The 23,478-nt window shown below is 73.0% G+C and carries 14 protein-coding genes and 1 tRNA gene; 10 read left to right on the forward strand and 5 right to left on the reverse strand.

Translation table 11 applies throughout. The features are described from left to right. The first annotated feature begins 77 nt into the window (after positions 1–77). From VMF70_05950 to VMF70_05990, 9 genes are all read left to right on the forward strand, one after another. Positions 78–2,600 carry an ADOP family duplicated permease gene (locus tag VMF70_05950; protein ID HTT67553.1) on the forward strand — a complete coding sequence of 841 codons (2,523 nt, stop codon included), beginning with the start codon at positions 78–80 and terminating at the stop codon, positions 2,598–2,600. 73 nt (positions 2,601–2,673) lie between these two features. Continuing rightward, complete coding sequence (locus VMF70_05955) at positions 2,674–3,336, forward strand: ABC transporter ATP-binding protein (protein ID HTT67554.1); 663 nt, start codon at positions 2,674–2,676, stop codon at positions 3,334–3,336. Between the two features lie 106 nt (positions 3,337–3,442). Beyond that, on the forward strand, positions 3,443–5,848 hold the full coding sequence (locus VMF70_05960) for an ABC transporter permease (protein HTT67555.1): 2,406 nt from the start codon (positions 3,443–3,445) through the stop codon (positions 5,846–5,848). Between the two features lie 291 nt (positions 5,849–6,139). Further along, entirely contained in the window at positions 6,140–8,581 is a 2,442-nt protein-coding gene (locus VMF70_05965; protein ID HTT67556.1) for an ABC transporter permease, read from the forward strand. A gap of 87 nt (positions 8,582–8,668) precedes the next feature. Next, a complete protein-coding gene (locus tag VMF70_05970) occupies positions 8,669–11,110 on the forward strand; it encodes an ABC transporter permease (GenBank protein HTT67557.1) in 2,442 nt (813 codons plus the stop codon). A 7-nt stretch (positions 11,111–11,117) separates the two neighbouring features. After that, positions 11,118–13,583 (forward strand): ABC transporter permease, encoded by a 2,466-nt coding sequence (locus VMF70_05975; GenBank protein ID HTT67558.1) that lies wholly within the window; start codon positions 11,118–11,120, stop codon positions 13,581–13,583. A 44-nt stretch (positions 13,584–13,627) separates the two neighbouring features. Then, the gene (locus VMF70_05980; protein HTT67559.1) at positions 13,628–16,036 is read left to right on the forward strand and encodes an ABC transporter permease; all 2,409 of its coding nucleotides are present in this window, start codon (positions 13,628–13,630) and stop codon (positions 16,034–16,036) included. A 142-nt stretch (positions 16,037–16,178) separates the two neighbouring features. Beyond that, the gene (locus VMF70_05985) at positions 16,179–17,537 is read left to right on the forward strand and encodes a sigma-54 dependent transcriptional regulator (GenBank protein ID HTT67560.1); all 1,359 of its coding nucleotides are present in this window, start codon (positions 16,179–16,181) and stop codon (positions 17,535–17,537) included. 31 nt (positions 17,538–17,568) lie between these two features. Continuing rightward, a complete protein-coding gene (locus VMF70_05990; protein ID HTT67561.1) occupies positions 17,569–18,897 on the forward strand; it encodes an ATP-binding protein in 1,329 nt (442 codons plus the stop codon). On the opposite strand, the gene VMF70_05995 is transcribed toward VMF70_05990, so the two are convergent. The 5 genes from VMF70_05995 to VMF70_06015 form a co-directional block, all read right to left on the reverse strand. After that, positions 18,894–19,397: a VOC family protein gene (locus VMF70_05995; protein ID HTT67562.1), complete on the reverse strand. Its 504-nt coding sequence runs from the start codon at positions 19,395–19,397 to the stop codon at positions 18,894–18,896. The genes VMF70_05990 and VMF70_05995 overlap by 4 nt on opposite strands. A gap of 171 nt (positions 19,398–19,568) precedes the next feature. Further along, positions 19,569–19,793 (reverse strand): hypothetical protein, encoded by a 225-nt coding sequence (locus VMF70_06000; GenBank protein ID HTT67563.1) that lies wholly within the window; start codon positions 19,791–19,793, stop codon positions 19,569–19,571. A 102-nt stretch (positions 19,794–19,895) separates the two neighbouring features. Then, positions 19,896–21,044, reverse strand: a complete 1,149-nt coding sequence (locus VMF70_06005; GenBank protein HTT67564.1) for an ABC transporter permease — start codon at positions 21,042–21,044, stop codon at positions 19,896–19,898. Beyond that, a complete protein-coding gene (locus VMF70_06010; GenBank protein ID HTT67565.1) occupies positions 21,041–22,165 on the reverse strand; it encodes an ABC transporter permease in 1,125 nt (374 codons plus the stop codon). Before VMF70_06010 ends, VMF70_06005 begins: the two co-directional genes overlap by 4 nt. Further along, positions 22,166–23,104, reverse strand: coding sequence for an ABC transporter ATP-binding protein (locus VMF70_06015; GenBank protein HTT67566.1), 939 nt, complete (start codon positions 23,102–23,104; stop codon positions 22,166–22,168). It lies immediately after the preceding gene. Between the two features lie 152 nt (positions 23,105–23,256). Between VMF70_06015 and VMF70_06020 the strand changes: the two genes are divergently transcribed. Then, positions 23,257–23,334, forward strand: a tRNA-Arg gene (locus VMF70_06020). Positions 23,335–23,478 lie beyond the last annotated feature (144 nt).

The raw sequence follows: 23,478 nt of genomic DNA on the forward strand, positions 1-23,478 counted from the left end.
TGGTGGGTTGTAGGTGGTGGGGTGTCGTCCCCACCACCACCCACCACCTACAACCTACAACCCACAACCCAGCTGTCATGGACACCTTGATCCAGGACATCCGCTACGCCGTCCGTGGACTCCTCAGGAGTCCCGGATTCACCGCAGCCGTCGTCCTCACGCTGGCGCTCGGCATCGGCGCCAACACGACGATGTTCGGCGTGCTGGACACGCTGCTGCTGAAGCCGCCGGCGGGGGTGCGGGACGCCTCGCGCGTCGCGCGCGTGTACTTCCGCCTCGGGGGCACCACGATCACGATCGGCGGCGGCGCGAGTTCCGCCATGGCCAGCACGTCGTTCCCCGCGTACGAGGCGCTGCGGGGCGTTCGCGGCTTCGCCGGGGTCGCGGCGTTCGGCGACGGGGGCGTCAGCATCGGCACCGGAGCGGAGGCGCGCCCCGCGCGGATCCGGGCGGTGACCGCCTCGTACGTCCCGCTCCTCGGCGGGACGACCGTGCTGGGGCGGTTCTTCGACTCGACGGAGGACCGGCTCGGCGCGGGGCCCGTCGCGGTCGTGAGCCACGCCTACTGGATGCGGCAGATGGGCGGCGACCCGGCCGTGCTGCATCGGACGCTCGCGATCGGCCCCTTCGCCTACGCCATCATCGGCGTCGCGACGCCGGGCTTCGCCGGCGCCGAGCTCGAGGAGCCGGACGTTTGGCTGCCGATCCATCAGGCGGCCCCGATCCTCGCCGGCGCCCAGGCGCTGTCGAGCTGGAACTGGTTCTGGGTGCAGACGATCGTGCGGCTCGCGCCCGGCGTGACCTCTGGCGTCGCGGCGTCGGAGGCGACGCTCGTCGAGCAGCGCGCGATGCCGGCGTCCTCCGCGCCGCCGGGCGCGGGACCCCGGGCCCGGCGGGCCGGGATCGAGCAGGTGGTGCTCGGCCCGATCCAGGCGGCGCGCGGCCCCGGGATGACGGACGACGCCCGGGTGGCGCTGTGGGTGGGGGCCGTCGCGCTCGCCGTGCTGCTGGTGGCGTGCGCGAACGTGGGCAACCTGCTGCTGGCGCGCGCGCTGCGGCGCCGCACGGAGCTGGCGGTCCGCGCCGGCCTCGGCGCCGGGCGCGCCGCATTGGTGCGGCAGGTGCTCGTCGAGAGCCTCGTGCTCGCGCTGCTCGGCGGAGCCGCCGCGCTTCTCGTCGCCCTGTGGGGCGGGGCCGCCGTGCGCGCCTACCTGCTGCGGAGCCCGGTGCCCGCCTCGTCGATCCTGGACCCGCGCGTGCTCGCGTTCACCACGCTGGCGGCCTTGGCCACCGGGCTGCTCGCGGGCGTGGCACCGGCGTGGCAGGCCGGACGGACCGATCTGTCCGGCGCGCTCCGGAGCGGCGGCCGCGACGTGAGCCCCACGCGCGGGCGCCTGCGCTCGGCGCTGCTGGCGACGCAGGTCGCCCTGACGCTGGTGCTGCTGGTGGGGGCCGGCCTGTTCGTGCGGAGCCTCAGGCACGCGCAGACGCTGGACTACGGCTTCGACGTGGACCACCTGCTGCTGGCGAACGCGCGGCAGCGCGGCGGCAACGTCTCCATCTCGCGCCAGCTCGCCGCGTCGCCCGAGGGTCCGGTGGATCCGCAGAGCGCGCGGCTGCTGCGGATGCGCGAGAAGATCCGCGCCAATCCGCTGGTCACCGGCGCCGACGCGTTGGTCGGCATGCCCTACCAGTCCGTGATCATGCTCTCCATCCGCGTGTCGGGGCGCGACACCCTGCCGCGCCTGGCGGGCGGCGGCCCGTTCATGCTGGCGGTGACGCCGACCTATTTCGCCACCGTGGGCACGCGCATCCTCCGCGGCCGCGGCTTCACCGACGGCGACGTGAAGGGCTCGCTGCCCGTCGCGGTCGTGGACGAGTCGTTCGCGAAGCTCGCCTGGCCGGATCGCGATGCGATCGGGCAGTGCATCTTCCTGGGCGACACGACGTGCATCCAGGTCGTCGGCGTCGCCGCGGACGTCAGGGGCCGCTCGGTCACGCAGGCGCAGTCGCTGAATTACTACCTCGCCTTCCAGCAACAGCTGCAACCCCCGGAGATGTCGCTCGACGGGCTGGTGATCCGCACCCGCGGACCCGCGGCGGCCGCCGCGGGCCTGGTGCAGCACGCGCTCCAGGTCTCCGAGCCGGACCTGCCGTACGTCCAGGTGCAGACGCTGGCCGACCGGATCGCTCCGCAGTGGCGGTCGTGGCAGCTCGGCGCGACGATGCTGTCGCTGTTCGGCCTGCTGGCGCTGGTGATCGCCTCGCTGGGACTGTACGGCGTCACGGCCTACGGCGTCGCGCAGCGCACGCAGGAGATCGGCGTGCGCATCGCGCTCGGCGCGGGCCGGCGCGACGTGGTGGGCCTCGCGGTCACGCAGGCCGTGCGGGCCACCGCGGTCGGCGCGGCGATCGGCATGCTGCTGGCCTTCGCGCTCGGCCGCGCGGTGGCGGCGCTCCTGTTCGGCGTCAAGCCGCTCGATCCGCTGAGCATCCTCGGCGGCGTCGCGGTGCTGCTCACCGTCGCCGCAGTGGCCGCGTACCTCCCGGCCCGCCGGGCGGCGGGGATCGATCCGATGCAGGCGTTGAGGACGGAGTGAAGACGTTGGTGGGTCGTAGGTGGTGGGTTGTCGTCCCACCCGCTACCACCCACAACCTACAACCCACTGACCGATGATAAGCATCCGGAATCTCGAGAAGGCCTACGACACCGGCGGTTCCAGGACCTACGTCCTCCGCCACGTCGACTTCGACGTCGCGCCCGGCGAGTTCGTCACCATCATGGGGCCGTCGGGGGCGGGGAAGTCCACCCTCCTCGCCATTCTCGGGATGCTCGACGGCCAGTGGACCGGCGAGTACGAGTTCCTCGGCGAGCCGGTGCACGCGCTCTCGGTCAAGCAGCGCAACGAGCTCCACAAGAAGCACGTCGGCTTCGTTTTCCAGCAGTACCACCTGATTGACGACCTCACCGTCGAGGAGAACCTCGACGTCCCGCTCTCGTATCGGAACGTCAAGAAGGCCGAGCGCCAGGCCATCGTCGCCGACGCGCTGGACCGGTTCCAGATCGTCGCGAAGAAGAAGCTGTTCCCCAGCCAGCTGTCGGGCGGGCAGCAGCAGCTCGTGGCCGTGGCGCGCGCCATCGTGGCGGCACCGAAGCTGATTCTCGCCGACGAGCCGACGGGCAACCTGCACAGCTCGCAGGGCAAGGAGATCATGGAACTGTTCAAGAAGCTGAACGCGCAGGGCACGACGATCGTGCAGGTGACGCACTCGGAGACCAACGCGGCGTACGGGAACCGGGTGGTGAACCTGCTCGATGGATGGATCGTGAAGTGAGCGTTGGCCGGTGGTCGACCGCGGGTTGTAGGCCCTAGCACCCACCACCTACGACCCACCAAACGCTTTTCGGGAGCTCGCTGCACTGGAAACCCTGATCCAGGACCTGCGCTTCGCCGTCCGGACCCTCCGCAACAGCCCCGGCCTCGCGGTGCTCGCCGTGCTGTGCATGGGCCTGGGGATCGGCGCCGTGACCAGCATGTACAGCACCGCCGAGGCGTTCACGCTCCGGCCGCTGCCACAGGTGCGGGACGCCGACCGCGTGGTGCACGTCTGGGAGGGGCCCGCCGCCTTCCCGCAGCGCGACGACGGCATGAGCCCGGGCACGCTGCGCGACCTGCGGGGCATGGCCGTGTTCGGCGGCGTGGTGGCGATGCGGTTCTGGAGCGCCAACATCGTCGGCACCGACGAGCCCGAGCAGGTCTCGGCGGCGCGCGTGTCCGCGGGCTCGATGCACGCGCTCGGCCGCGTGCCGCAGCTCGGACGGGACTTCACCGCCTCCGACGACGAGCCGGCGGGCAGCCACGTCGTGCTGCTCGGCTACGGGCTGTGGCAGCGCCGCTTCGGGGGCGATCGCGGGATCCTCGGGCGGGTCGTGCGGATCAACGGCGAGGGCTACACGGTGGTGGGCGTGATGCCGGAGGATTTCGTCTTCCCGTCCGGCACGCAGCTGTGGGCTCCCCTGGCGCTCGGCCCCGAGGACTGGGCCGTGCGGGACCACCGCAACGTCTTCGTCCTCGCGCGCCTGGCGCCCGGCGTCACGGAGGGCGCGGCGGAGACCGCCGTCTCCACGCTCGGGGCCCGGCTCGCCGCCGCGTACCCGGCGGCGAGCGCCGGCTACGTGATGCGCGCCGAGCCCGCGGTGCGGTACTTCGGGGCGGGCCCGCGGCCGTTCATGAACGTGCTGCTGGCCGCGGCCGTGTTCGTGCTCCTCATCGCCTGCGCCGACGTGGCGAACCTCCTGCTCTCCCGGGCCACCGCGCGCCGGCGCGAGCTGGCGATCCGCATCGCGCTGGGCGCGTCGCGGCCCAGGATCGTGCGCCAGCAGCTGACGGAGAGCGTCGTGATCGCGGTCGCGGGCGGCGCCCTCGGGGTGCTGATCGCCTGGTGGGGGCTGGGCGGCCTCGCCACCAGCGTCCCCGTGGAGGTGCGGGCCTTCATTCCCGGCTTCGGCGAGCTGCACCTCGACGGGCGGGCGCTGATTCTCACGCTCGTGGTCGCGGTCGGCTCCGGGCTCACGTTCGGGCTGGTGCCCGCGTTCGCCGCCACGCGCGTGGACGTGCAGGGCTCGCTGAAGGAAGGCGCGCGCGGCGACGTCGGCGGCGCCCGTTCGGGAGGCGGGCGCCTGCGGAGCGCGCTCGTGGTGGCCGAGGTCGCGCTCGCGCTGGTGCTCCTCGTGGGGGCGGCGCAGACGCTCGGGACCTACCGGCGCCTCGCCCTCACGGATCCCGGGTTCAGGTCCGAGGACGTGCTCACCCTGGGCGTGACGCTGCCGGCGGCCGACTATCCGGCCGACAGCGACGTCGTCCGGTTCTATCGCAACCTCGAGGACCGGCTCGCCAACCTCCCCGGGGTGACCGCGGTGGGCGCGACGACCGTGCTGCCGCTCTCCTGGAGCGAGGACCGCCGGGGGGTCACGGTGGAGGGCAGCCAGCCACGGCGGCCGGAGGACGTGCCGCGGCTCGGGCTGCGCCTGGTGTCGCCCGGCTACCTGGAGGCACTCCAGGTCCCGCTCCTCAAGGGGCGCGCGCTCGGTGCCGCGGACGACGCCGGCGCGCCGCCGGTCGCCGAGGTGAGCACGGCGGCCGCGGCCTTCCTGTGGCCGGGCGCGGACCCGCTGGGGAAACGCTTCAAGGTGGCGTCGGATCAGTGGGTGCAGGTCGTGGGCGTCGTGGGCGACGTGCGCGGGAACCCGCTGATGGGCGGCGATACCCGCCTGGTCGTGTATCTCCCGGAGCGGCAGCGACCCGCGCGCATCACGTCGCTGGTGCTGCGCGCAACCGGGGATCCCCTGCGGCTCGCCCCGCTGGTGCAGCGCGAGATCGGCGCGCTCGATTCCCGGCTCGCGGCGGGCAGCGTGCTGCCGATGCGGCGCGTCATCGCGTCGGCGCTCTCGCCGCAGAGCGCGACGGCGCAGACCCTCGCCGTCGCCGCGGTCATCGCGCTCCTGCTGGCGTGCATCGGGCTGTACGGCGTGATGGCGTACAGCGTGTCGCAGCGCACGCAGGAGATCGGGGTGCGCGTCGCCCTGGGCGCCAGCTCCGGCGGCGTCGTGCGGCTGGTGCTCCGGCAGGCGCTCCTGCTGACGCTCGTCGGCGTGCTACTCGGCGCCGCCGGCTCCCTCGCACTGAGTCGCGGCCTCCAGGCCATCCTGGTGGGCTCGCGGGCCGGCGATCCCGTCATTCTCGCGCTCGTCGCCTGCCTGCTCGGCGCCGTCGCGGCGGCGGCGAGCACCGTGCCGGCCCTCCGCGCCGCGCGCGTGGATCCGATGGAGGCGCTGAGAAGCGAGTGAAGCGTTGGTGGGTTGGGGGTGGTGGGTGGTCGTCCCCACCACAACCCACCACCTACGACCCACCCACCGTCTTTCCCACTTCCGGGAAGCCCGTTCCCACAGCCGGACACGCTCGGCGATTCGGCGTCCGGTGGCATCACCGTAGCCGTTTGAATGGCAAGAGGTTGGACAGTTTGCTGCGGTGGCACGGGGAGTGAATGAGGCAGGGGGTTGGGGATTGGGAGTCGGGGATTCGTCCACCACCCCCAACCCCCAAACCCCAAAGCCCTGCTTCTCAGGAGCGCGATGCACGTGGACACGCTGATCCGGGACCTCCGCTACGCCGTCCGGACGCTCCTCAAGCGCCCCGGCTTCACGCTGGTCGCGGTGCTGACGCTCGCCCTCGGCATCGGCGCCAACACGGCGATTTTCACGGTGATCGACGCGGTCCTGCTCCGACCGCTGCCGTACGCGCAGCCGGACCGGCTGGTGGACATCAACCACTTCTATCCGTCGCTCAACAACCTCCGGGCCGGCGTCTCGGTGCCGGGGTTCCGCGACTACTCGGCGCGCCGCGACGTCTTCGAGCACTCGGCCGTCGAGACGCCGGCGGCGATGAACCTCACCGGCGCCGGCGAGCCGGAGCGCGTGAACCTGATCCGGGTGAGCGGCGACTTCTTCACGACGCTCGGCGTCGCCGCGGCGCTCGGCCGCACCCTGCGGCCCGACGAGGCGCAGGCCGGACACGACCACGTGGTGGTGCTGACCGACGGCTTCTGGAAGCGGAAGTTCGGCGCCGATCGCGGGGTGATCGGGAGCCGGCTGCAGCTGAACGGCGAGAGCTACGAGATCGTGGGCGTGATGCCGCCGGAGTTCCGGGACTTCTTCGCCGGCCAGGCCGATCTGTGGGCGCCGGTCGTCTTCCAGCCGGCCGACTTCGGAGACAACCGGCGCACCAACGAGTTCCTCGCCTTCATCGGCCGTCTGGCGCCTGGCGTCTCGGAGAGCCGGGCCCAGGCGCAGATGCACGAGTTGGCGGCGCAGCTGAAGGCCACGTACACGAGCAGCTACTCCCCGGACTGGGACCTCCAGGTCACGTCGCTGAACGACGAGGCGCGCGGCGGGATCCGGCGGTCGCTGTTCGTGCTGCTCGGCGCGGTGGGGTTCGTGCTGCTGATCGCGTGCGCCAACGTGGCGAACCTCCAGCTCGCCCGCCTTGCGGCGCGCTCGCGCGAGCTCGCGGTGCGCGTGGCCCTGGGCGCCTCGCCCCGCCGGCTGGTGCGCCAGCTCCTGACCGAGAGCCTGCTGCTGTCGGTGGCCGGCGGCGGCCTCGGCCTGCTGATCGCCGCCTGGGGCGTGCCGGCGCTGGTGGCCCTCAACCCGCGCGGCCTGCCGGCCGGCGCGGCGCTCCGCCCCGACCTGGTGGTGCTCGGCTTCACGCTCGGCGTGGCGATCCTGGCGGGGCTGCTGTTCGGCCTGGTGCCGGCGCTGCAGACCGGGCACGCGGACGTGCACGAGTCCCTCAAGGAGGGTGGGCGCGGTGCGGTGAGCGAGCGGCGGTCGCTGCGCCTCCGGCGCAGCCTGGTGGTCACGACCGTGGCGCTCGCCCTCACGCTGCTGGCCGGCGCCGGCCTGCTGATCCGCAGCTTCTCGAAGCTGGTGGGCGTGGACCCCGGGTTCCAGCCGGACCGCCTGCTGACCTTCCAGGTCTCGCTGCCGGCCGCGAAGTACGCGAACGACACGGTGCGCGCCGACGCTCTCGAGCGGCTCAACGAGGCGATCGCCGCGGCTCCCGGCGTCGTGGCGGCCGGGGGCACGACCGTGATCCCGTTCGGCGGCAGCTGGGGCACCGCCAGCTTCAACGTCGAGGGCTACCAGCTGCCGCCCAACGCGCCGATGCCGTGGGGTGACATGCGCGCGGTGACGCCGAGCTACCTCGCGGCGCTCCGGGCGCCGCTCAAGGCCGGTCGGCAGTTCACGGCGGCGGACCGGCTCGGCGGAGCGCGGGTCTGCATCGTGGACGACGTCCTGGCGCGGCGCTTCTGGCCCGGCGCCGACGCGATCGGCAGGCGGATCACGTTCAACAACCTCACCGACTCGAACATCACCTGGATCACGGTGGTCGGCGTGGTCGCCCATACGCTCCACACGGGCTTCGACGACGACCGCGCGCGGGTGCAGGTCTACTTCCCGCTGCCGCAGGTGCCGGGCCTCAACTTCCTCGGTTACGTGGTCCGGACCCGCGGCGATCCGATGGCCGCGGTGCCGGCCGTGCGGGCCGCGGTGCACTCGGTGGACGCCGATCTCCCGCTCGCGGCGGTCAACACGATGGACGCGCTGATCGCGGTGCGGACGGGGCCGCGGCGGTTCTCGGTGCTGCTGCTGAGCGGCTTCGCGGCGCTCGCGATGATCCTGGCGTCGATCGGCCTGTACGGCGTGATGAGCTACGTGGTGACCCAGCGCACCCGCGAGCTCGGCGTTCGCCTGGCCCTCGGGGCCGCGGCCCGCGACGTGCTCGCCCTGGTGCTGCGGGAGGGCGTGCGGCTCGCGGTCCTCGGCGTCGCCATCGGGCTGGTGGCGGCGGTCCTGCTGACGCGGCTGATGCGGAGCATGCTGTTCGGGGTCGGCGCCACCGATCCCGCGACGTTCGTCTTGGCGCCGGTGCTGCTCGTAGCCGTGGCGGTGCTCGCGAGCTACGTCCCCGCGATGCGGGCGACGCGGGTGGATCCGATCGAGGCGCTGAGAAGCGAGTGAAACGGCCGTGGGTGGCAGGTGGTGGGCTGTCGTCCCACCGCCACCCACAACCTACCACCCACCAACCGCCTGTCGGGGCTTCGATGCATGGATAGTCTCCTCCCGGACCTCCGCTACGCCGCGCGCACGCTCCTCAAGAGCCCCGGCTTCACCCTGATCGCGGTGCTCACCCTCGCGCTCGGCATCGGGGCCAACACGGCGATCTTCAGCGTGGTGGATGCGGCGCTGCTGCGGCCCTATCCGTTCCCCGAGCCCGGCCGGCTCGTGCAGGTCAACTCCCTGGCGCGCGGCCAAGTCGCGGCGGTGTCGCCGGCCGACTTCCTGGATTGGCAGAAGATGGCGCGGTCGTTCACCGCGATCGCGGCCATCGACCGCGCCTCCATGGCGTTGAGCGGCGAGGGTCCTGCCGAGGAGGTGCAGGGCGAGACGGTGACGGGTGATTTCTTCGCCATTCTCGGCGTCGTGCCCGCGCTGGGCCGGACGTTCACGGCCGAGGAGGAGGCGAGGCCGGAGCAGAGCCACGCGGTCATCCTCGGCGACGCCCTGTGGCGCATCCGGTTCGGCGCGGACCCGCGCATCGTGGGCCGGACCGTCCGCCTCGACGGCGCGCCGTGGCTGGTCGTCGGCGTCATGCCGCGGGGGTTCGCGTACCCCGCCGACGCGCGGATGTGGATGCCGCTGACCTGGGCGCCTGAGCTGCGCACCATGCGCGGTGGCCACTATCTCACCGTGCTCGGGCGCCTGCGCCCGGGCGCGACGGTGGACGGCGCCTCCACCGAGATGGCCTCGCTCGCCGCTCGCATCGAGGCCGACAATCCGGGCGTCAACATCCACTGGTCGGCCGGCGTGCAGAGCCTGCGCGACGCCACGGTGGGTGACGTGCGACCGGCGCTGCTGCTGCTGCTCGGCGCCGTCGGCTTCGTGCTCCTCATCGCCTGCGTGAACGTGGCGAACCTGCTGCTCTCGCGCGGTACGGGCCGGGCCCGCGAGCACGCCGTGCGGGCGGCGCTCGGCGCTTCCACCGCGCGGCTGGCCGGCGGCGTGCTGGCCGAGAGCCTGTGGCTGGGTCTCGGCGGATCGGTGCTGGGCCTCGCGATCGCGGCGTGGGGGACCGAGGCCGTCGTCGCGCTCGCGCCCGAAGGCGTGCCGGGGATCGCGGGAGCGCGGGTGGACGTGTCGGTGCTGCTCTTCGCCGTGGGCCTCGGGGTGCTCACCAGCGTGCTGTTCGGCCTGCTCCCGGCCTGGCGCGCCACCAACGTCTGGTCCCTGGTGGAGCGGCTGCGCGACGGCGGCGCCGCCGTCGGCGGGCGCCACGGGCGGCGCTCGCGTCAGGGGCTCGTGGTCGCGGAGGTGGCGCTCGCCGTCGTGCTGGTGGTGGGTGCGGGACTGCTGCTCAGGAGCTTCGTGCGCCTGCGCGCGGTGGATCCGGGCTTCGATCCGCGCGGCGTCCTCACCTTCGACGTCTCGCTGCCCGACGCCACGACGCCGGCGCAGGCCGAGGCGTTCTTCGGCGCGCTGGTCGGCCGGCTGCGGGCGTTGCCCGGCGTGCAGAGCGCCGGAGGGATCTTCGGCCTCCCGCTGCGGGACTTCGGGTACGGCATCACGGTGAGCGAGCTGGACGGCCGCGAGCTGTCGCCGCAGGAGCAGGAGTCGGGCGTGGTGCCCCAGATCCGCGTCGTGACGCCCGAGTTCTTCCGCACGCTGGGGATCCAGCTCGTGCGGGGACGCGTCTTCACCGACGCGGACCGGGCCGGCACGCTGCCCGTCGTGGTCGTCTCGGAGACGGCGGCCCGGCGCATCTGGGGGACCCGGGATCCGCTCGGTCGCCACTTCACGCTCGGCACCCGGCTGGGGCTCGGGAAGGACCACCCGCGCGCGGGCGGCACGGTCATCGGCGTGGTGCGCGACGTGAAGGACGAATCGCTGGCCGAAGCCGGGAGGCCGTGGGTGTACGTGGTCCACGACCAGTTTCCGGTGCCGTACCTGTCCCTGGCGCTCCGCACCGCGGGCGACCCGGCGGCGCTGGTCGGCCCGTCGCGTGCCGCACTCGCGGCGCTGGATCCGGACATCCCGATGGCACGGGTGCGCACGATGGGCGAGTGGATCTCGGTGTCGATGACGGCCCGGCGCTTCTTCGCCTGGCTGATCGGCATCTTCGCCGCGGTCGCCCTCGGCCTCGCCGCGGTCGGCGTGTACGGCGTGCTGTCCCAGGCGGTGGGAGAGCGCACGCGGGAGATCGGCCTCCGCGTGGCGCTCGGCGCCGCGCCGCGCGAGGTCACGGCGCTGGTGGTGCGTCAGGGGATCGCACCCGCCGCCCTCGGCATCGGGGTGGGGCTCGCCCTCGCCCTCGGGCTCACCCGCGCGCTGCGGGCCTATCTGGCGCCGATGTTGTACAGCATCACGCCTTCGGACCTCCCGACGTATGGCCTGGTGGCGGGGCTGATCTTCGCGGTCGCGCTGCTGGCCGCGTGGGTGCCGGCGCGCCGCGCGGCGCGGGTGGATCCGCTGGTGGCGTTGCGAACGGAGTAAGAGCTCCATGGACACGCTGATCGCCGACCTCCGCTATGCCGTCCGCACGCTCGCCAGGAGCCCCGGCTTCACGCTGCTCGCCGTCCTCACGCTCGGCCTCGGCATCGGCGCGAACTCGATCGTCTTCGGCACGGTGAACGCCATGCTGGTGCGCCCGCTGCCCGTCGAGCGTCCGGGCGAGCTGGTGGCGCTGTGGAGCGCGGACCGGCGCCAGGGAATGCTGGTGCCGCTGTCCTGGCAGGACTACCTCGACTGGCGGGACCGGAGCGGCAGCTTCGCCGGCCTCGGCGGCCACTACGGCGCGCCGGTCAGCTTCGGCACCGGCGGGCGGCCCGAGCTGCTGTGGAGCGAGCTGGTGACCGAGAACTACTTCTCGCTCCTCGGCCTGAGACCGGCGGCGGGACGGCTGTTCGGGCCGGCGGACGATCGCGGGCCGGGGAGCGATCCGTACGCGGTCCTCGCCTGGGACTACTGGCACCGCCGCTTCGACGCCGACCCGCGCGTGGTCGGCACCACGGTCACGCTGAACGGCCATCCGTTCACCGTCGTGGGCGTCGCGCCGCGCGGCTTCCGCGGCCTGCGGCTGATCGGCTACCGGCCGGACCTCTGGGTGCCGGTCGAGATGCACCGCGAGCTGCTCCCGGGCTCGGCGGGCTTGCTGCAGGGACGCGGCCCCGGGAACGGCTTCCTGCTGGCGTTCGGCCGGATGAAGGCCGGCCGCACCATGGACGAGACGCAGGCGGCGGCATCGGCCTTCGCGGCCGACCTCGCGCGCGCCCATCCCGCCGAAGACCGCGACCTCGGCGCGCGGATCGTGACCCAGCGCCGCCCGAGCGACGATCCCGACTTCACGCCGCCGCAGGTGATGGCGACGAGCGCCGCGCTCGCGATGTCGGCCGTGGCGCTGGTGCTGCTCGTCGCCTGCACCAACGTCGCCAACCTGCTGCTGGTGCGCGCGGCGGCGCGGCGCCGGGAGATCGCGGTGCGCGTCGCGATCGGCGCTTCGCGCGCCCGGCTGGTGCGACAGCTGCTGACCGAGAGCCTGGTGCTGACCGCGCTGGGCACGGCGGTGGCGCTGGGCCTCGCCGCGTGGAGCCAGGATCTCCAACCCTTGCTCCTGCCCCGGATGGCCTTCCAGGTCGGTTTCGACGTCCGCCCCGACTGGCGCGTCGTGCTGGTCACGCTCGCCGCGGCCGTGGCCGCGATGATGGCGTCCGGCCTCGCGCCGGCGCTGCAGGCGTCGCGGCCCGACGTGGTGACGGCGCTCAAGGACGTCACCCATACCGGAACCGGCGGCCGGCGGCGTCGCCGGGACCTGCTGGTGGCGCTGCAGGTGGCGGTGTCCCTGGTCCTGCTCGTCGCGGGCGGGCTGTTCGTGCGCGGCCTGCTGCGGGCCCGCGCCCTCGACCTCGGGATCGCCGCGCCGGGCCGGCTGATGCTCTCGCTCAATCCGGGGCTGCAGGGTTACGACCAGGCACGGGGCGAGGCGCTGTACCGCCGCCTCGCGCAGCGGCTCGAGGCGCTGCCCGGCGTCGCGTCGGCGACGCTCGCCTTTCCGCTCCCGCTCGACGGCGCCAGCAACTCGATCGCCGTTTTCGTGCCGGGGTTCGGCGGCCCGGGCGAGCGGCAGACGTACGACGTCAACAGCAGCGCGGTGGGGCTCGACTACTTCGCCACCGCGGGCACCCGACTCGTGGCGGGCCGCGACTTCGCGCCCGCCGACAGCGCGGGCGCGCCGCGGGTGATCGTGGTCAACCGGACGATGGCCGCCCGGTTCTGGCCCGGCCGCGACCCCATAGGCAAGGTCGTGCGTCTCGACGCCGTGGACGGACCCGAGGCCACGGTGGTCGGGGTCGCGGCGGACGGCAAGTACGGCGCCGTGTGGGAGGCGCCGCAGAGCTACGCGTACCTGCCGCTGGCGCAGAGCTACCGCTCCTGGGTGACCGTGGTCGTGCGGACGCGCGGCGATCCGCGGGCGCTCGAGCCCGCGGTCCGCGCCGAGATCGGGGCGCTCGACCCGGACCTGCCGATCTTCGCCGCGATGACCGGCCGCGAGTTCGTCGCCAGCGCGCTCAACGTGCCGACGATGGCGGCCGGGGTGGCGACGGCCTTCGGGGCGCTGGCGCTGCTGCTCGCCGTGGTCGGCATCTACGGGATCGTGTCGGTCACGGTCGCCCAGCGCACCCGCGAGGTCGGAATCCGCGTCGCCCTGGGCGCGGCGCGGGGCGACGTACTGCGGCTGGTGCTGGGCCGCACCGGGCGGCTGGCCGCGGCCGGCATGGCCGCGGGGCTGCTCGCGGCCCTGGGCGCGGGCCGGCTGCTCGCGCACCTGCTCTACGGCGTGAGCGGCGCCGACCTCGTGACCTTCGTGTCGGTGCCCGTGCTGCTGGCGCTGGTCGTGGGCGCGGCCTGCTGGGTCCCGGCGCGGCGCGCGGTGCGGGTGGACCCGATGGTGGCGTTGAGAACGGAATAGACCGCCACCCACGCCCTACGAACTGCCACTCGGGGCTTCGGAGCATGGACAGCTTTCTCCAGGACCTCCGCTACACCGTCCGCACGCTCGCCAAGAGCCGCGGATTCACGGCCGTCGCGATCCTCACCCTCGCGCTCGGCATCGGCGTCAGCGTCGCGATCTTCAGCGTCGTGGACCGCGTGCTGCTCCGGCCGCTGCCGTTCCCGGAGTCGGAGCGACTGGTGGCGGTGTGCGAGACGCATCCCTCGGTCGCGGCGTTCTGCATCGGGTCGCCGCCGGACGTGGAGGACTTCGCGCGCGCGAGCCGGGCGCTGACCTCGATCGGCCTCGGGCGCGACTGGTCGTTCAGCGCGCGCCGCGGCGCCGCGGCGGAGGGCGTGGCCGGCGGCCTCGCGACGCCGGGACTGTTCCGCACGCTCGGGGTCGCGCCGGCGCTGGGCCGGCTGCTCGGGCCCGGCGATCTCGGTCCCGGTGCGCACCGGGTGGTGGTGCTGAGCGATGCGCTGTGGCGCACCTGGTACGGGGCCGATCGCGGTGCAGTCGGCCGCTCGCTGGTGCTGGACGGGAGCGCCTACGAGATCGTGGGCGTGCTGCCGCCCACGGCCGAGGTGCCGGGGCTCGAGGAGGTGCGACTCTGGGTGCCGCTCCCCTTCGACCCCCGGGACGAGGAGAACCGCAAGTGGCGCGGCTTCGAGGTCATCGGCCGGCTGGCGCCGGGTGCGACGGCGGCTGCCGCCGCCTCGGACCTGGGCGCGATCCAGCGCGACCTCGCCGTCCGCTACCCCCAGACCAACCGTGACTGGGGCGTGCGGGTCGAGCCCCTCCTCGATCACGTCGTCGGGCCGGTGCGGCCGACGCTGCTCGTCTTCCTCGGTGCGGTCGCCATCCTGCTGCTGGTCGCGTGCGCGAACGTCGCCAATCTGCTGGTGGCGCGCGGCGCGACGCGCGAGCGCGAGTTCGCGGTGCGCGCCGCCCTCGGCGCGGGCCCGGGCGGCCTGTACCGGCTGCTCGCGATCGAGAGCGCGGTGCTGGCCCTGGCCGGCGGCGCCGGTGGGCTGCTCGTCGGGCGCTGGGCGATGGACGCGCTGCTGCCGCTCCTGCCCGGCCGCCTGCCGCGGCTGGAAGCCGTGACGCTCGACGCGCGGCTGCTGGGCTTCGCGCTCGTGCTCACGGTGGCGGTGGGCATCGTCGCCGGTCTCGCCCCGGCGCTCCACGCCGTGCGCCTCGACCTCGCGGCCGCGATCAAGGAGGGCCACCAGCCGGTGGCGTGGCGCCAGGCGCTCGGACTGCGCGGCGGCCTCGTCGTCGCCGAGGTGGCGATGGCCTTCGTGCTGGCGACGGGTGCGGTTCTCCTGGCGCGCAGCTTCGCGTCGCAGCTCACGTGGGAGCCGGGCTTCGACCGGGAGAACCTGCTGACCTTCTGGACCCTGGCCTCGGACGGGAAGTACCGCGACGGCCCGAGCGTCGCGGCGCTGTTCGAGCGCATCGGCGCCGAGCTGCGGGCGATCCCCGGCGTGCGGTCGGTCGGCATGGCCTCGAGCGGGCCGCTGTTCGGCGGCACCGAGACGGACGAGTTCGTGCTCGAGGGTAGCGGCGCCGCGGCGCCGCGCGAGCCGATCGTGGCGCGGTGGTACGACATGGATGCCGGCTACTTCCCGACCCTGGGCGTAGCCCTGAAGCAGGGCCGGCCGTTCACCGACGCGGACCGCGCCGGCGCCCCGCGGGTCGCGCTGGTGAACGAGACGATGGCGCGGCGCTACTTCGGGGGCGCGAGTCCCGTGGGCCGCCGCATCCGCCTGAAGAACGACGCGACCCCGATGGAGATCGTGGGCGTGGTGGCCGACATCCCGCCGTTCCTGCCGGGCGCCGCGGCGCAGCCGGAGGTCTACTGGCCGTACCAGCAGGCGCCGCGCTGGGCCAGCTTCTTCGTGCTGCGCACCGGCGGCGACCCGTCCGCCGTGGCGAAGCTGGTGGGCTCGCACCTCGCCGCGGTGGACCCCGACATGGAGGCGAGCGGCCTGGCGACGCTCGAGGACCGCGTGGGCCACGAGCTCAGGCGTCCGCGCTTCAACCTGCTGCTGATCGGCGTGTTCGCGGCGTTCGCGCTCGGGCTCACGCTGGTCGGCGTGTACGGCGTCGTCGCCGCGTCGGTGGCGGGACGCCGGCGCGAGATCGGCATCCGCGTCGCGCTCGGCGCCGGCACGCGGCAGGTGCTGGCGATGGTGATGGGGGAGGGCATGGCGCTGGTCGGCGCCGGCGTCGCAATCGGGCTGGTGGCGGCGGCCTGGCTCACCCGGTTCGCCGCCGGCCTGCTCTACGGCGTGGCGCCCGGCGACGCCGCGACGCGCGTGGCGACCGCGGCGCTCGTGGGGCTCGCCGCGGCCCTCGCCTGCGCCGTCCCCGCCCTCCGCGCGGCGCGCGTGGATCCGATGGTGGCGTTGAGAGCGGAGTGAAGCAGACGGGTGGGGCTTGGGGCTTGGGCCCCGCCGCCCCGCAAACCCCAATCCCCAGTCACCCCGCCTGTCCGGGCCCCGTGGCCAGCTTTCGGCACCCCATCCCTAACCCCCGACGCCGAAACCCCATATTTCTAGGCCGATGAGCACGACAGCCCGCATCCTCGTCGCCGACGACCAGAAGGACGTCCTCGAGGCCCTCCGCCTCCTCCTCAAGGCCGAGGGGATGGAAGTCGTCACTGCCACGTCGCCCGCGACGATCCTCGCCGCGCTCGACGCGGGCGACTTCGAGGCGGCGCTGATGGACCTCAACTACACCCGCGACACCACGTCGGGCCGCGAGGGGTTCGACCTCCTCACCCGCATCCAGGCGCTCGACGCCACGCTGCCGGTGATCGTGATGACCGCGTGGGGGAGCGTCGAGGGCGCGGTGGAGGCGATGCGCCGGGGCGCGCGGGACTACATCGAGAAGCCGTGGGACAACGCGCGGCTGCTGGCGCAGCTCCGCACCCAGCTCGAGCTGGCGCGCGCCCTGCGCCGCAGCGCCCGGCTCGAGGAGCAGAACCGCCTCCTGGGCCGTGACGGCTTCCCCGACCTCATCGCCGAGTCGCCCGCGATGCAGCCGGTGCTCCGCCTGATGGAGCGCGTGGGGCCCAGCGACGCCACGGTCCTGGTGACGGGCGAGCACGGCACCGGCAAGGAGCTGGTCGCGCAGTGGCTGCACGCCTCCTCGCCGCGCGCCTCCCGGGCGCTGGTCACGGTGAACGTGGGCGGCCTCTCCGAGGGCGTGTTCGAGTCGGAGATCTTCGGCCACGTGAAGGGCGCGTTCACCGACGCCCGCACCGACCGCACCGGGCGGTTCGAGCTGGCCGACGGTGGCACCCTGTTCCTCGACGAGATCGCCAACGTCCCGCTGGCCCAGCAGGCCAAGCTGCTGCGGGTGCTGCAGACCGGCGAGGTGGAGCGGGTCGGCTCCTCGCGCACCCGCCGGGTGGACGTGCGGGTCATCGCCGCGACCAACGCCGAGCTGAGGGCCGAGGTCGCGGCCGGCCGGTTCCGCGAGGACCTGCTGTTCCGGCTCAACACCATCGAGATCCGGCTGCCGCCGCTCCGCGAGCGCCGCGATGACATCCTGCCCATCGCCCTCTACTGCCTGAAGCGCTCGGCGGCGCGGTACCGGAAGCCGATCGCCGGCTTCGACCGCGGGGCGATCGAGGCGCTGCACGCGCACGCCTGGCCCGGCAACGTCCGCGAGCTGGACCACGCCCTCGAGCGGGCGGTGCTGCTCGCGGCGAGCGAGGTGGTCCGCGCCGGCGATCTGGCCCTCCAGGCGCCGTCGGGGCCCGCGCCCGGCCTCGAGGGCATGACCCTCGAGGACGTCGAGCGCGTGCTGATCCAGAAGGCGCTCGCCCGCTTCGGCGGCAACGTGAGCCAGGCCGCCAAGCAGCTCGGCGTCTCGCGCAGCGCCCTGTACCGCCGCCTCAAGTCGCACGGGCTCTGAGGGAAGGCTCCCGCTGAACCACGAACGCCGCGTGTTCCTGCTGGCCCTGCTGTCGGGGCTGCCCGCGCTGGTGGCGGCGCTGCTCCTGCTGTGGACCGGCGATCACGCGGCGAAGGTCGCGTGGACCATCACCCTGCTCGTCGTCGTGGTCTGGCTCGGCGCGGCCGCGGCGCTGCGCGAGCGGGTCGTGCGGCCGCTGCAGACGCTGTCGAACATGCTGGCCGCGCTCAAGGAAGAGGACTTCTCGATGCGGGCCCGCGGCGCGCGAACCGACGACGCGCTGGGCCTTGCGCTGTTCGAAGTCAACACGCTCGGCCAGACGCTGCGCGAGCAGCGGCTCGGCGCGCAGGAGGCGAGCGCGCTGCTGGCGCGGGTGATGGCGGAGATCGACGTCGCGGTGTTCGCGTTCGACGACCAGCGCCGCCTGCGGCTGGTGAACCGCGCGGGCGAGTGGCTCCTCGCCGAGCCGGCGGAGCGGGTGGTGGGTCGCGACGCCGCGTCGCTCGGCCTCGCCGAGTGCCTGGTCGGCGAGGTGCCGCGGGTGCTCGACGCCGGCTTCCCCGGCGGCGGCGGGCGGTGGGAGATCCGGCGCAGCACCTTCCGGCTCGGCGGGCGGCCGCACCAGCTGCTGGTGCTGTCGGACCTCTCCCGCGCGCTGCGCGAGGAGGAGCGCGAGGCCACCCGGCGCCTGGTGCGCGTCCTCGGCCACGAGATCAACAACTCCCTCGCGCCCATCAAGTCGGTGGCGGAGAGCCTGCAGCGCCTGGTCGCACCCGGGTCGAGGAACGCGCACGGGGCCGTTCCCGCGGGCGGCGATGCCGACGACGTCGCGAAGGGCCTGTCGCTGATCGCGGGCCGCGCCGAGTCGCTCAGCCGGTTCATGGCGTCCTACGCCCGCCTGGCGCGCCTGCCGCCCCCCAGGCTCCAGCCGCTCGACGTGGCCACCTGGGTGCGCCGGGTGGCCGCGCTCGAGCGCCGGATCGAGGTGGCGGTGGACGCGGGTCCCGACGTCGTCATAGCGGCCGACGGCGATCAGCTCGACCAGCTGCTCATCAATCTGGTGGACAACGCGGCCGACGCCGCGCTCGAAACCGGGGGGAGCGTCGAGGTGGGCTGGCGGCGCGAGCGGAAGTTCGTCGAGGTGTGGGTCCACGACGAGGGACCGGGCCTCGCGGACACGGCGAACCTGTTCGTGCCGTTCTTCACCACCAAGCCCGAGGGCTCCGGCATCGGGCTGGTGTTGAGCCGCCAGATCGCGGAAGCCCACGGGGGCCGGCTGACGCTCGCCAACCGGACGGAGGGGAAGGGCGCCGAAGCGCGACTCCTGCTGCCGGCCCTGGGCGGCGCGCCGGTCGTCTAGCCGGCGCGCGCGCTCCCGCCCGCCGACTTCCCCTCGTACGCCCGCCGCAGGGCAGCGATGTCCAGCTTGGCCATCGTCAGCATCGCCTGCATCGCGCGCTTCGCTCCCTCGGCGTCCTTGCCGCCGAGCACCTCGCCGAGCACGGACGGCACGATCTGCCACGACACGCCGAACCGGTCGGTGAGCCAGCCGCAGCGGCCCGGCTTGCCGCCGCCGGCCGTCAGCTTCTCCCACAGCGCGTCCACTTCCGCCTGGGTCTCGCAGTCGACGAACAGCGAGATGCCCTCGGCGAACGTGAACGAAGGGCCACCGTTCAGGGCCATGAAGGGCTGGCCCTCCAACTCGAAGGCCATCGTCATGACGGCGCCCTTCGGCCCGGGGCCCGCGTCGCCGTAGCGCCGGGTGCTGGTGATCCTCGAGTTCTTGAAGACCGAGGTGTAGAGCGTCACGGCCTCTTCCGCCTGGTCCCTGAACGTCAGGAACGTCGTGATCTTCTGCATCGCGTCTCTCTCCTCCGGTTTTGGCGGCGTTGTCGGTGCGGGGAGTGGTCCGGCCCCGCGACCCCGGCTCCGGATGGGCGTCGAACGAGGTAGGACGGAATCGACAGGGTGGGACTTCGCGGATGCCGCGGCGCGGACTCGCAACTTCGGCAGCGAACGCCTGACAACGCGTTATGTCGCCTCAGCCCCCTGATCCCACAGGACGGCGAGCGCCGCCTTCACGTCGTCGGCGTGCACGCCCACGCGGTAGCCGGGGACGGGTGGCACCAGCGCCGGCAGACTGTAGCCCGTATGCTCGGCGACCACGCACTCGACGCCGCGGGCGGCAAGCCGCTCACGCGCGCCGCGCGCCGTCTCCGCGTCCGGGAAGGTCTTGATCCAGACAACATCGGTCATCATTGACCGCGCGTCCCTCCGTCACCCGCAGCCCGGGCATCCACTACCAGAGAGAATAGACGGGGGACGTCAGTCGGGCGTCAAACGGGGCCGGAAAGCGGCCTAGGCGCTGGTTTTCCGGAAGCGGGTGGACGCGAACCACAGGATCGTCCCACCCATCGCCGCGAGCACGGCCAGCTCCGGCCACAGCACGGCCAGGCCGGCCCCCTTGAGGAAGATCGCCCGGACCGCTTCGACGTAATACCGCACCGGGTTGATCAGCGTCAGGTACTGGAACAGCCGGGGCATGTTCTCCACCGGGAAGAAGAACCCCGAGAGGATCATCGCCGGCAGGAAGAACATGAACATCGTCATGAACGCTTCCTGCGTGGTGTTCGAGACGGTGGAGATCAGCAGGCCGATCCCCAGGCCGCACACCACGTAGGCGAGGCTCACCAGGAACAGGAGCGCCAGGCTGCCCCGCAGCGGGATGTGGAACCACAGCGTCGCGACCGAGGTGATGAGCGCCAGGTCGATCATCGCGATCCCCACCACCGGCAGCGTCTTGCCGACGATCATCTCGGCCGGCGTGAGCGGGCTCACCATCAGCTGCTCCAGGGTGCCCAGCTCGCGCTCCCGCACCACCGCCAGCGTCGTCAGCAGCAGCGACATCAGCATCATCAGGTTCCCGACCACGCCGGGGACGTTGTAGACCCGGCTCTCGAGGTTCGGGTTGTACCATGCCCGCACCCGCAGGTCCACGCCGGGCGTCTTCCCGCCCGGCAGCCTCGCCGTCTGCGCCACCTGGCTTCCGTGCTCCTGGCCGAAGCGGAGGATGATCTGGCTCGCGTACGCCTGCGCCACGGTCGCCGTGTTGGACGTCGTGCCGTCGATCAGCAGCTGCACGGTCGCCGGACGGCCCGACCCGAGGTCGGTCTGGAGGCCGCGCGGGATCTCGAGCGCGAGGATCGCGCGCCCGTGGTCGAGGGCTTCGGCCAGGTCGGCGGCGCGGGTCGCGACCTCCTCGACCCGGAAGTAGCCCGACGCGGTCAGCTCCTCCACCAGCTGGCGCGAGGTCGCGGTGTTGTCCCGGTCGTACAGCACCAGCGCGGTGTTCCTCACGTCGGTGTTGACCGCGTAGCCGAAGACGATGAGCTGGAGGATCGGGGCCATGAAGATGACCCGCAGTGCCCGCGGGTCGCGCAGCGTCTGGGTCAGCTCCTTGCGCGCCAGGTGCGCCAGCCGGTCGAGGTCGAGCCCGAGCAGCCTCACGCGATCTCCTTCTTGAACGCGTGGACCGCCAGGCCGAGCCCGACCACGGCGAAGACGATCATCCCCACCGCCTGGCCCCACAGCACCTCGAACCCGACCCCCTTGAGGAAGATGCCCCGCACGGCCGTGATGAAGTAGCGGGCCGGCACCACGAGGCTGATGACCTGCAGCACCTTGGGCATGCTGGCGATGTCGAACATCAGCCCCGAGAGCAGGGTCGCCGGCAGGAAGGTGGTGATCATCGCCAGCTGGGTGGCGAGGAACTGCGACTTGGACGTCGCGCTGATGAAGATCCCGAGGCCCTGCGCCCCCACGAGGAACAGGAACGCCATCGCCATCAGGAAGAACGGATTGCCCCGGAACGGCACCGCGAACACGACGCCGCCCACGACCGCCACCAGCACGATGTCCACGATGCCGATGCCGACGTACGGCAGCAGCTTGCCGAGGATCACCTCGAGGCGGTGCACCGGCGTGGCCGCGAGCTGCTCCATCGTCCCGCGCTCCCACTCCCGCGCGATGGTGAGCGCGGTGAGCAGCGCCGAGAGGATCATCATGATCGTCGCCATCAGGCCCGGCACGATCATGTTGCTGCTCTTGAGGTCCTCGTTGTACCACACCCGCGACTGGGCCTGGAGGGGCACCGGCAGCGCCTGGCCCTTGAGGACCGCGTGCACCGAGTACGTGGTCGTGATGGCCTGCGCGTAGTTGATGGCGATGGAGGCGGTGTTCGCGTCGCCGCCGTCCACCAGGGCCTGCACCGGCGCCGGCTGGCGCGCCGTCAGATTGCGCGAGAAGTCCGGCGGGATCACCAGCACCAGGCGGACGTCGGCCCGCTGGAGGAGCGGCGAGATCCGGCGCTCGTCGTCGAGCTGCGCGGTGACGAGGAAGTAGCCGGAGGACCGGAACGCGTCCACCAGGTCCCGGCTCTGGGTGGTGCGGTCGCGGTCCAGCACCGCCATCCGGATGTCCGTGACGTCGAAGCTGATGATGTAGCCGAACATCACCACCATCACGGCCGGGACCACGAACGCCATCGCGAGGCTCCGCGTGTCGCGCCGGACGTGGAGCCACTCCTTGCGGGCCATCGCCCACAGCCGCCGCAGGCTGAGGCGCGCCACCTAGCCCTCCACCGCGCCGCCCTCGCGGCGCACCAGGGCGACGAACACGTCCTCGAGCGAGGGCGCGATCGGCGTGATGCCCTGGACCGACAGCCCGCGCCCGGCCAGGTACGCGGGGATGCTCTCGGCCGCGCCCTTCGCGTCCGTCACGGCGCAGTGCACCGCGCGCCCGAACATCGCGGCTTCGAGGACCCCCGGCTGTCCCTGCAGCGCCTCGGCGACGGCGGGTCCCTGCCGCGTCGTGACCTCGAGCAGCGGCTCCCGCATCAGCCCCTTCACGTTCTGGGGCGTGTCCAGCGCGATCAGCTTGCCGCGGTTCATCAGCGCCAGCCGGTGGCAGTACTCCGCCTCCTCCATGTAGTGGGTGCTCACCAGCACCGTCGTGCCGCCGTCGGCGAGCGTGTAGATCAGCTCCCAGAAGTTGCGGCGCGAGATCGGGTCCACACCGGACGTCGGCTCGTCGAGGAACAGGATCGGCGGCTCGTGGAGCACCGCGCACCCGAGCGCCAGGCGCTGCTTCCAGCCGAGCGACAGCTCGGCGGTGAGCTGGCTCCGGTGGTCCTCGAGCCCCGCCATCGCGAGCACCCACGCGCGGCGCGCCGCGAGCCGCTCGCCGGCGACGCCGTAGAGCCCCGCGAAGAACGCGATGTTCTCCTCCACCGTGAGATCGCCGTAGAGCGAGAACAGCTGGGACATGTAGCCGATCCGCTGCTTGACCGCCTCGGGCTCGGTGACGACGTCGTAGTCCGCGACGCACGCGTCGCCCGAGGTGGGGGTCAGCAGGCCGGTGAGCATCCGGATGGTCGTCGTCTTCCCGGCGCCGTTCGGGCCGATCAGCCCGAACGTGGTCGCGTGCGGAATCTCCAGGTCGAGGCCGTCGACCGCCGCGAACCTGCCGAAGCGCTTCACGACGCCCTGAAGAGAGATCGCGGCCGTCATGCGGGCTTTTTCCTCCTCGCTCGGTTCCCGGGGGATCGACGCGCTCCGAGTTTACGGGGCCGGTGACGAATACGGCTCATTCGCCTCGGATGCAGGGACTTGCGCCGCCCCGCCCCTTCCGCTAGTGTCCGCATTCCGCGCGGTTCTCGCGTGCGCCCATAGCTCAACTGGATCAGAGCGTTTGACTACGGATCAAAAGGTTGGGGGTTCGAGTCCTCCTGGGCGCACCAATGATTACAGGGGTTTCGTGAGAGTCGGTCCCGCTCCGGGGGCCTGACGGCCTACCCGCGGCCTCGGCGCGACGGGGTTAGACCGCTTCGGGCTCGGGCGCTAAAGACGGTGGGGAGGGCGGCAGCGGGGTTCAAAAGAGCCTC

The organism is Gemmatimonadales bacterium, from assembly GCA_035502185.1.
Classification (GTDB): domain Bacteria; phylum Gemmatimonadota; class Gemmatimonadetes; order Gemmatimonadales; family JACORV01; genus Fen-1245.

Coding starts and splice junctions, on each gene's coding strand:
- VMF70_05995 (HTT67562.1), bottom strand. CDS start 19,397: ATGCAGAAGATCACGACGTTCCTGACGTTCAGGGACCAGGCGGAAGAG.
- VMF70_05980 (HTT67559.1), top strand. CDS start 13,628: ATGGACAGCTTTCTCCAGGACCTCCGCTACACCGTCCGCACGCTCGCC.
- VMF70_06000 (HTT67563.1), bottom strand. CDS start 19,793: ATGACCGATGTTGTCTGGATCAAGACCTTCCCGGACGCGGAGACGGCG.
- VMF70_05975 (HTT67558.1), top strand. CDS start 11,118: ATGGACACGCTGATCGCCGACCTCCGCTATGCCGTCCGCACGCTCGCC.
- VMF70_05950 (HTT67553.1), top strand. CDS start 78: ATGGACACCTTGATCCAGGACATCCGCTACGCCGTCCGTGGACTCCTC.
- VMF70_05985 (HTT67560.1), top strand. CDS start 16,179: ATGAGCACGACAGCCCGCATCCTCGTCGCCGACGACCAGAAGGACGTC.
- VMF70_05955 (HTT67554.1), top strand. CDS start 2,674: ATGATAAGCATCCGGAATCTCGAGAAGGCCTACGACACCGGCGGTTCC.
- VMF70_05970 (HTT67557.1), top strand. CDS start 8,669: ATGGATAGTCTCCTCCCGGACCTCCGCTACGCCGCGCGCACGCTCCTC.
- VMF70_06015 (HTT67566.1), bottom strand. CDS start 23,104: ATGACGGCCGCGATCTCTCTTCAGGGCGTCGTGAAGCGCTTCGGCAGG.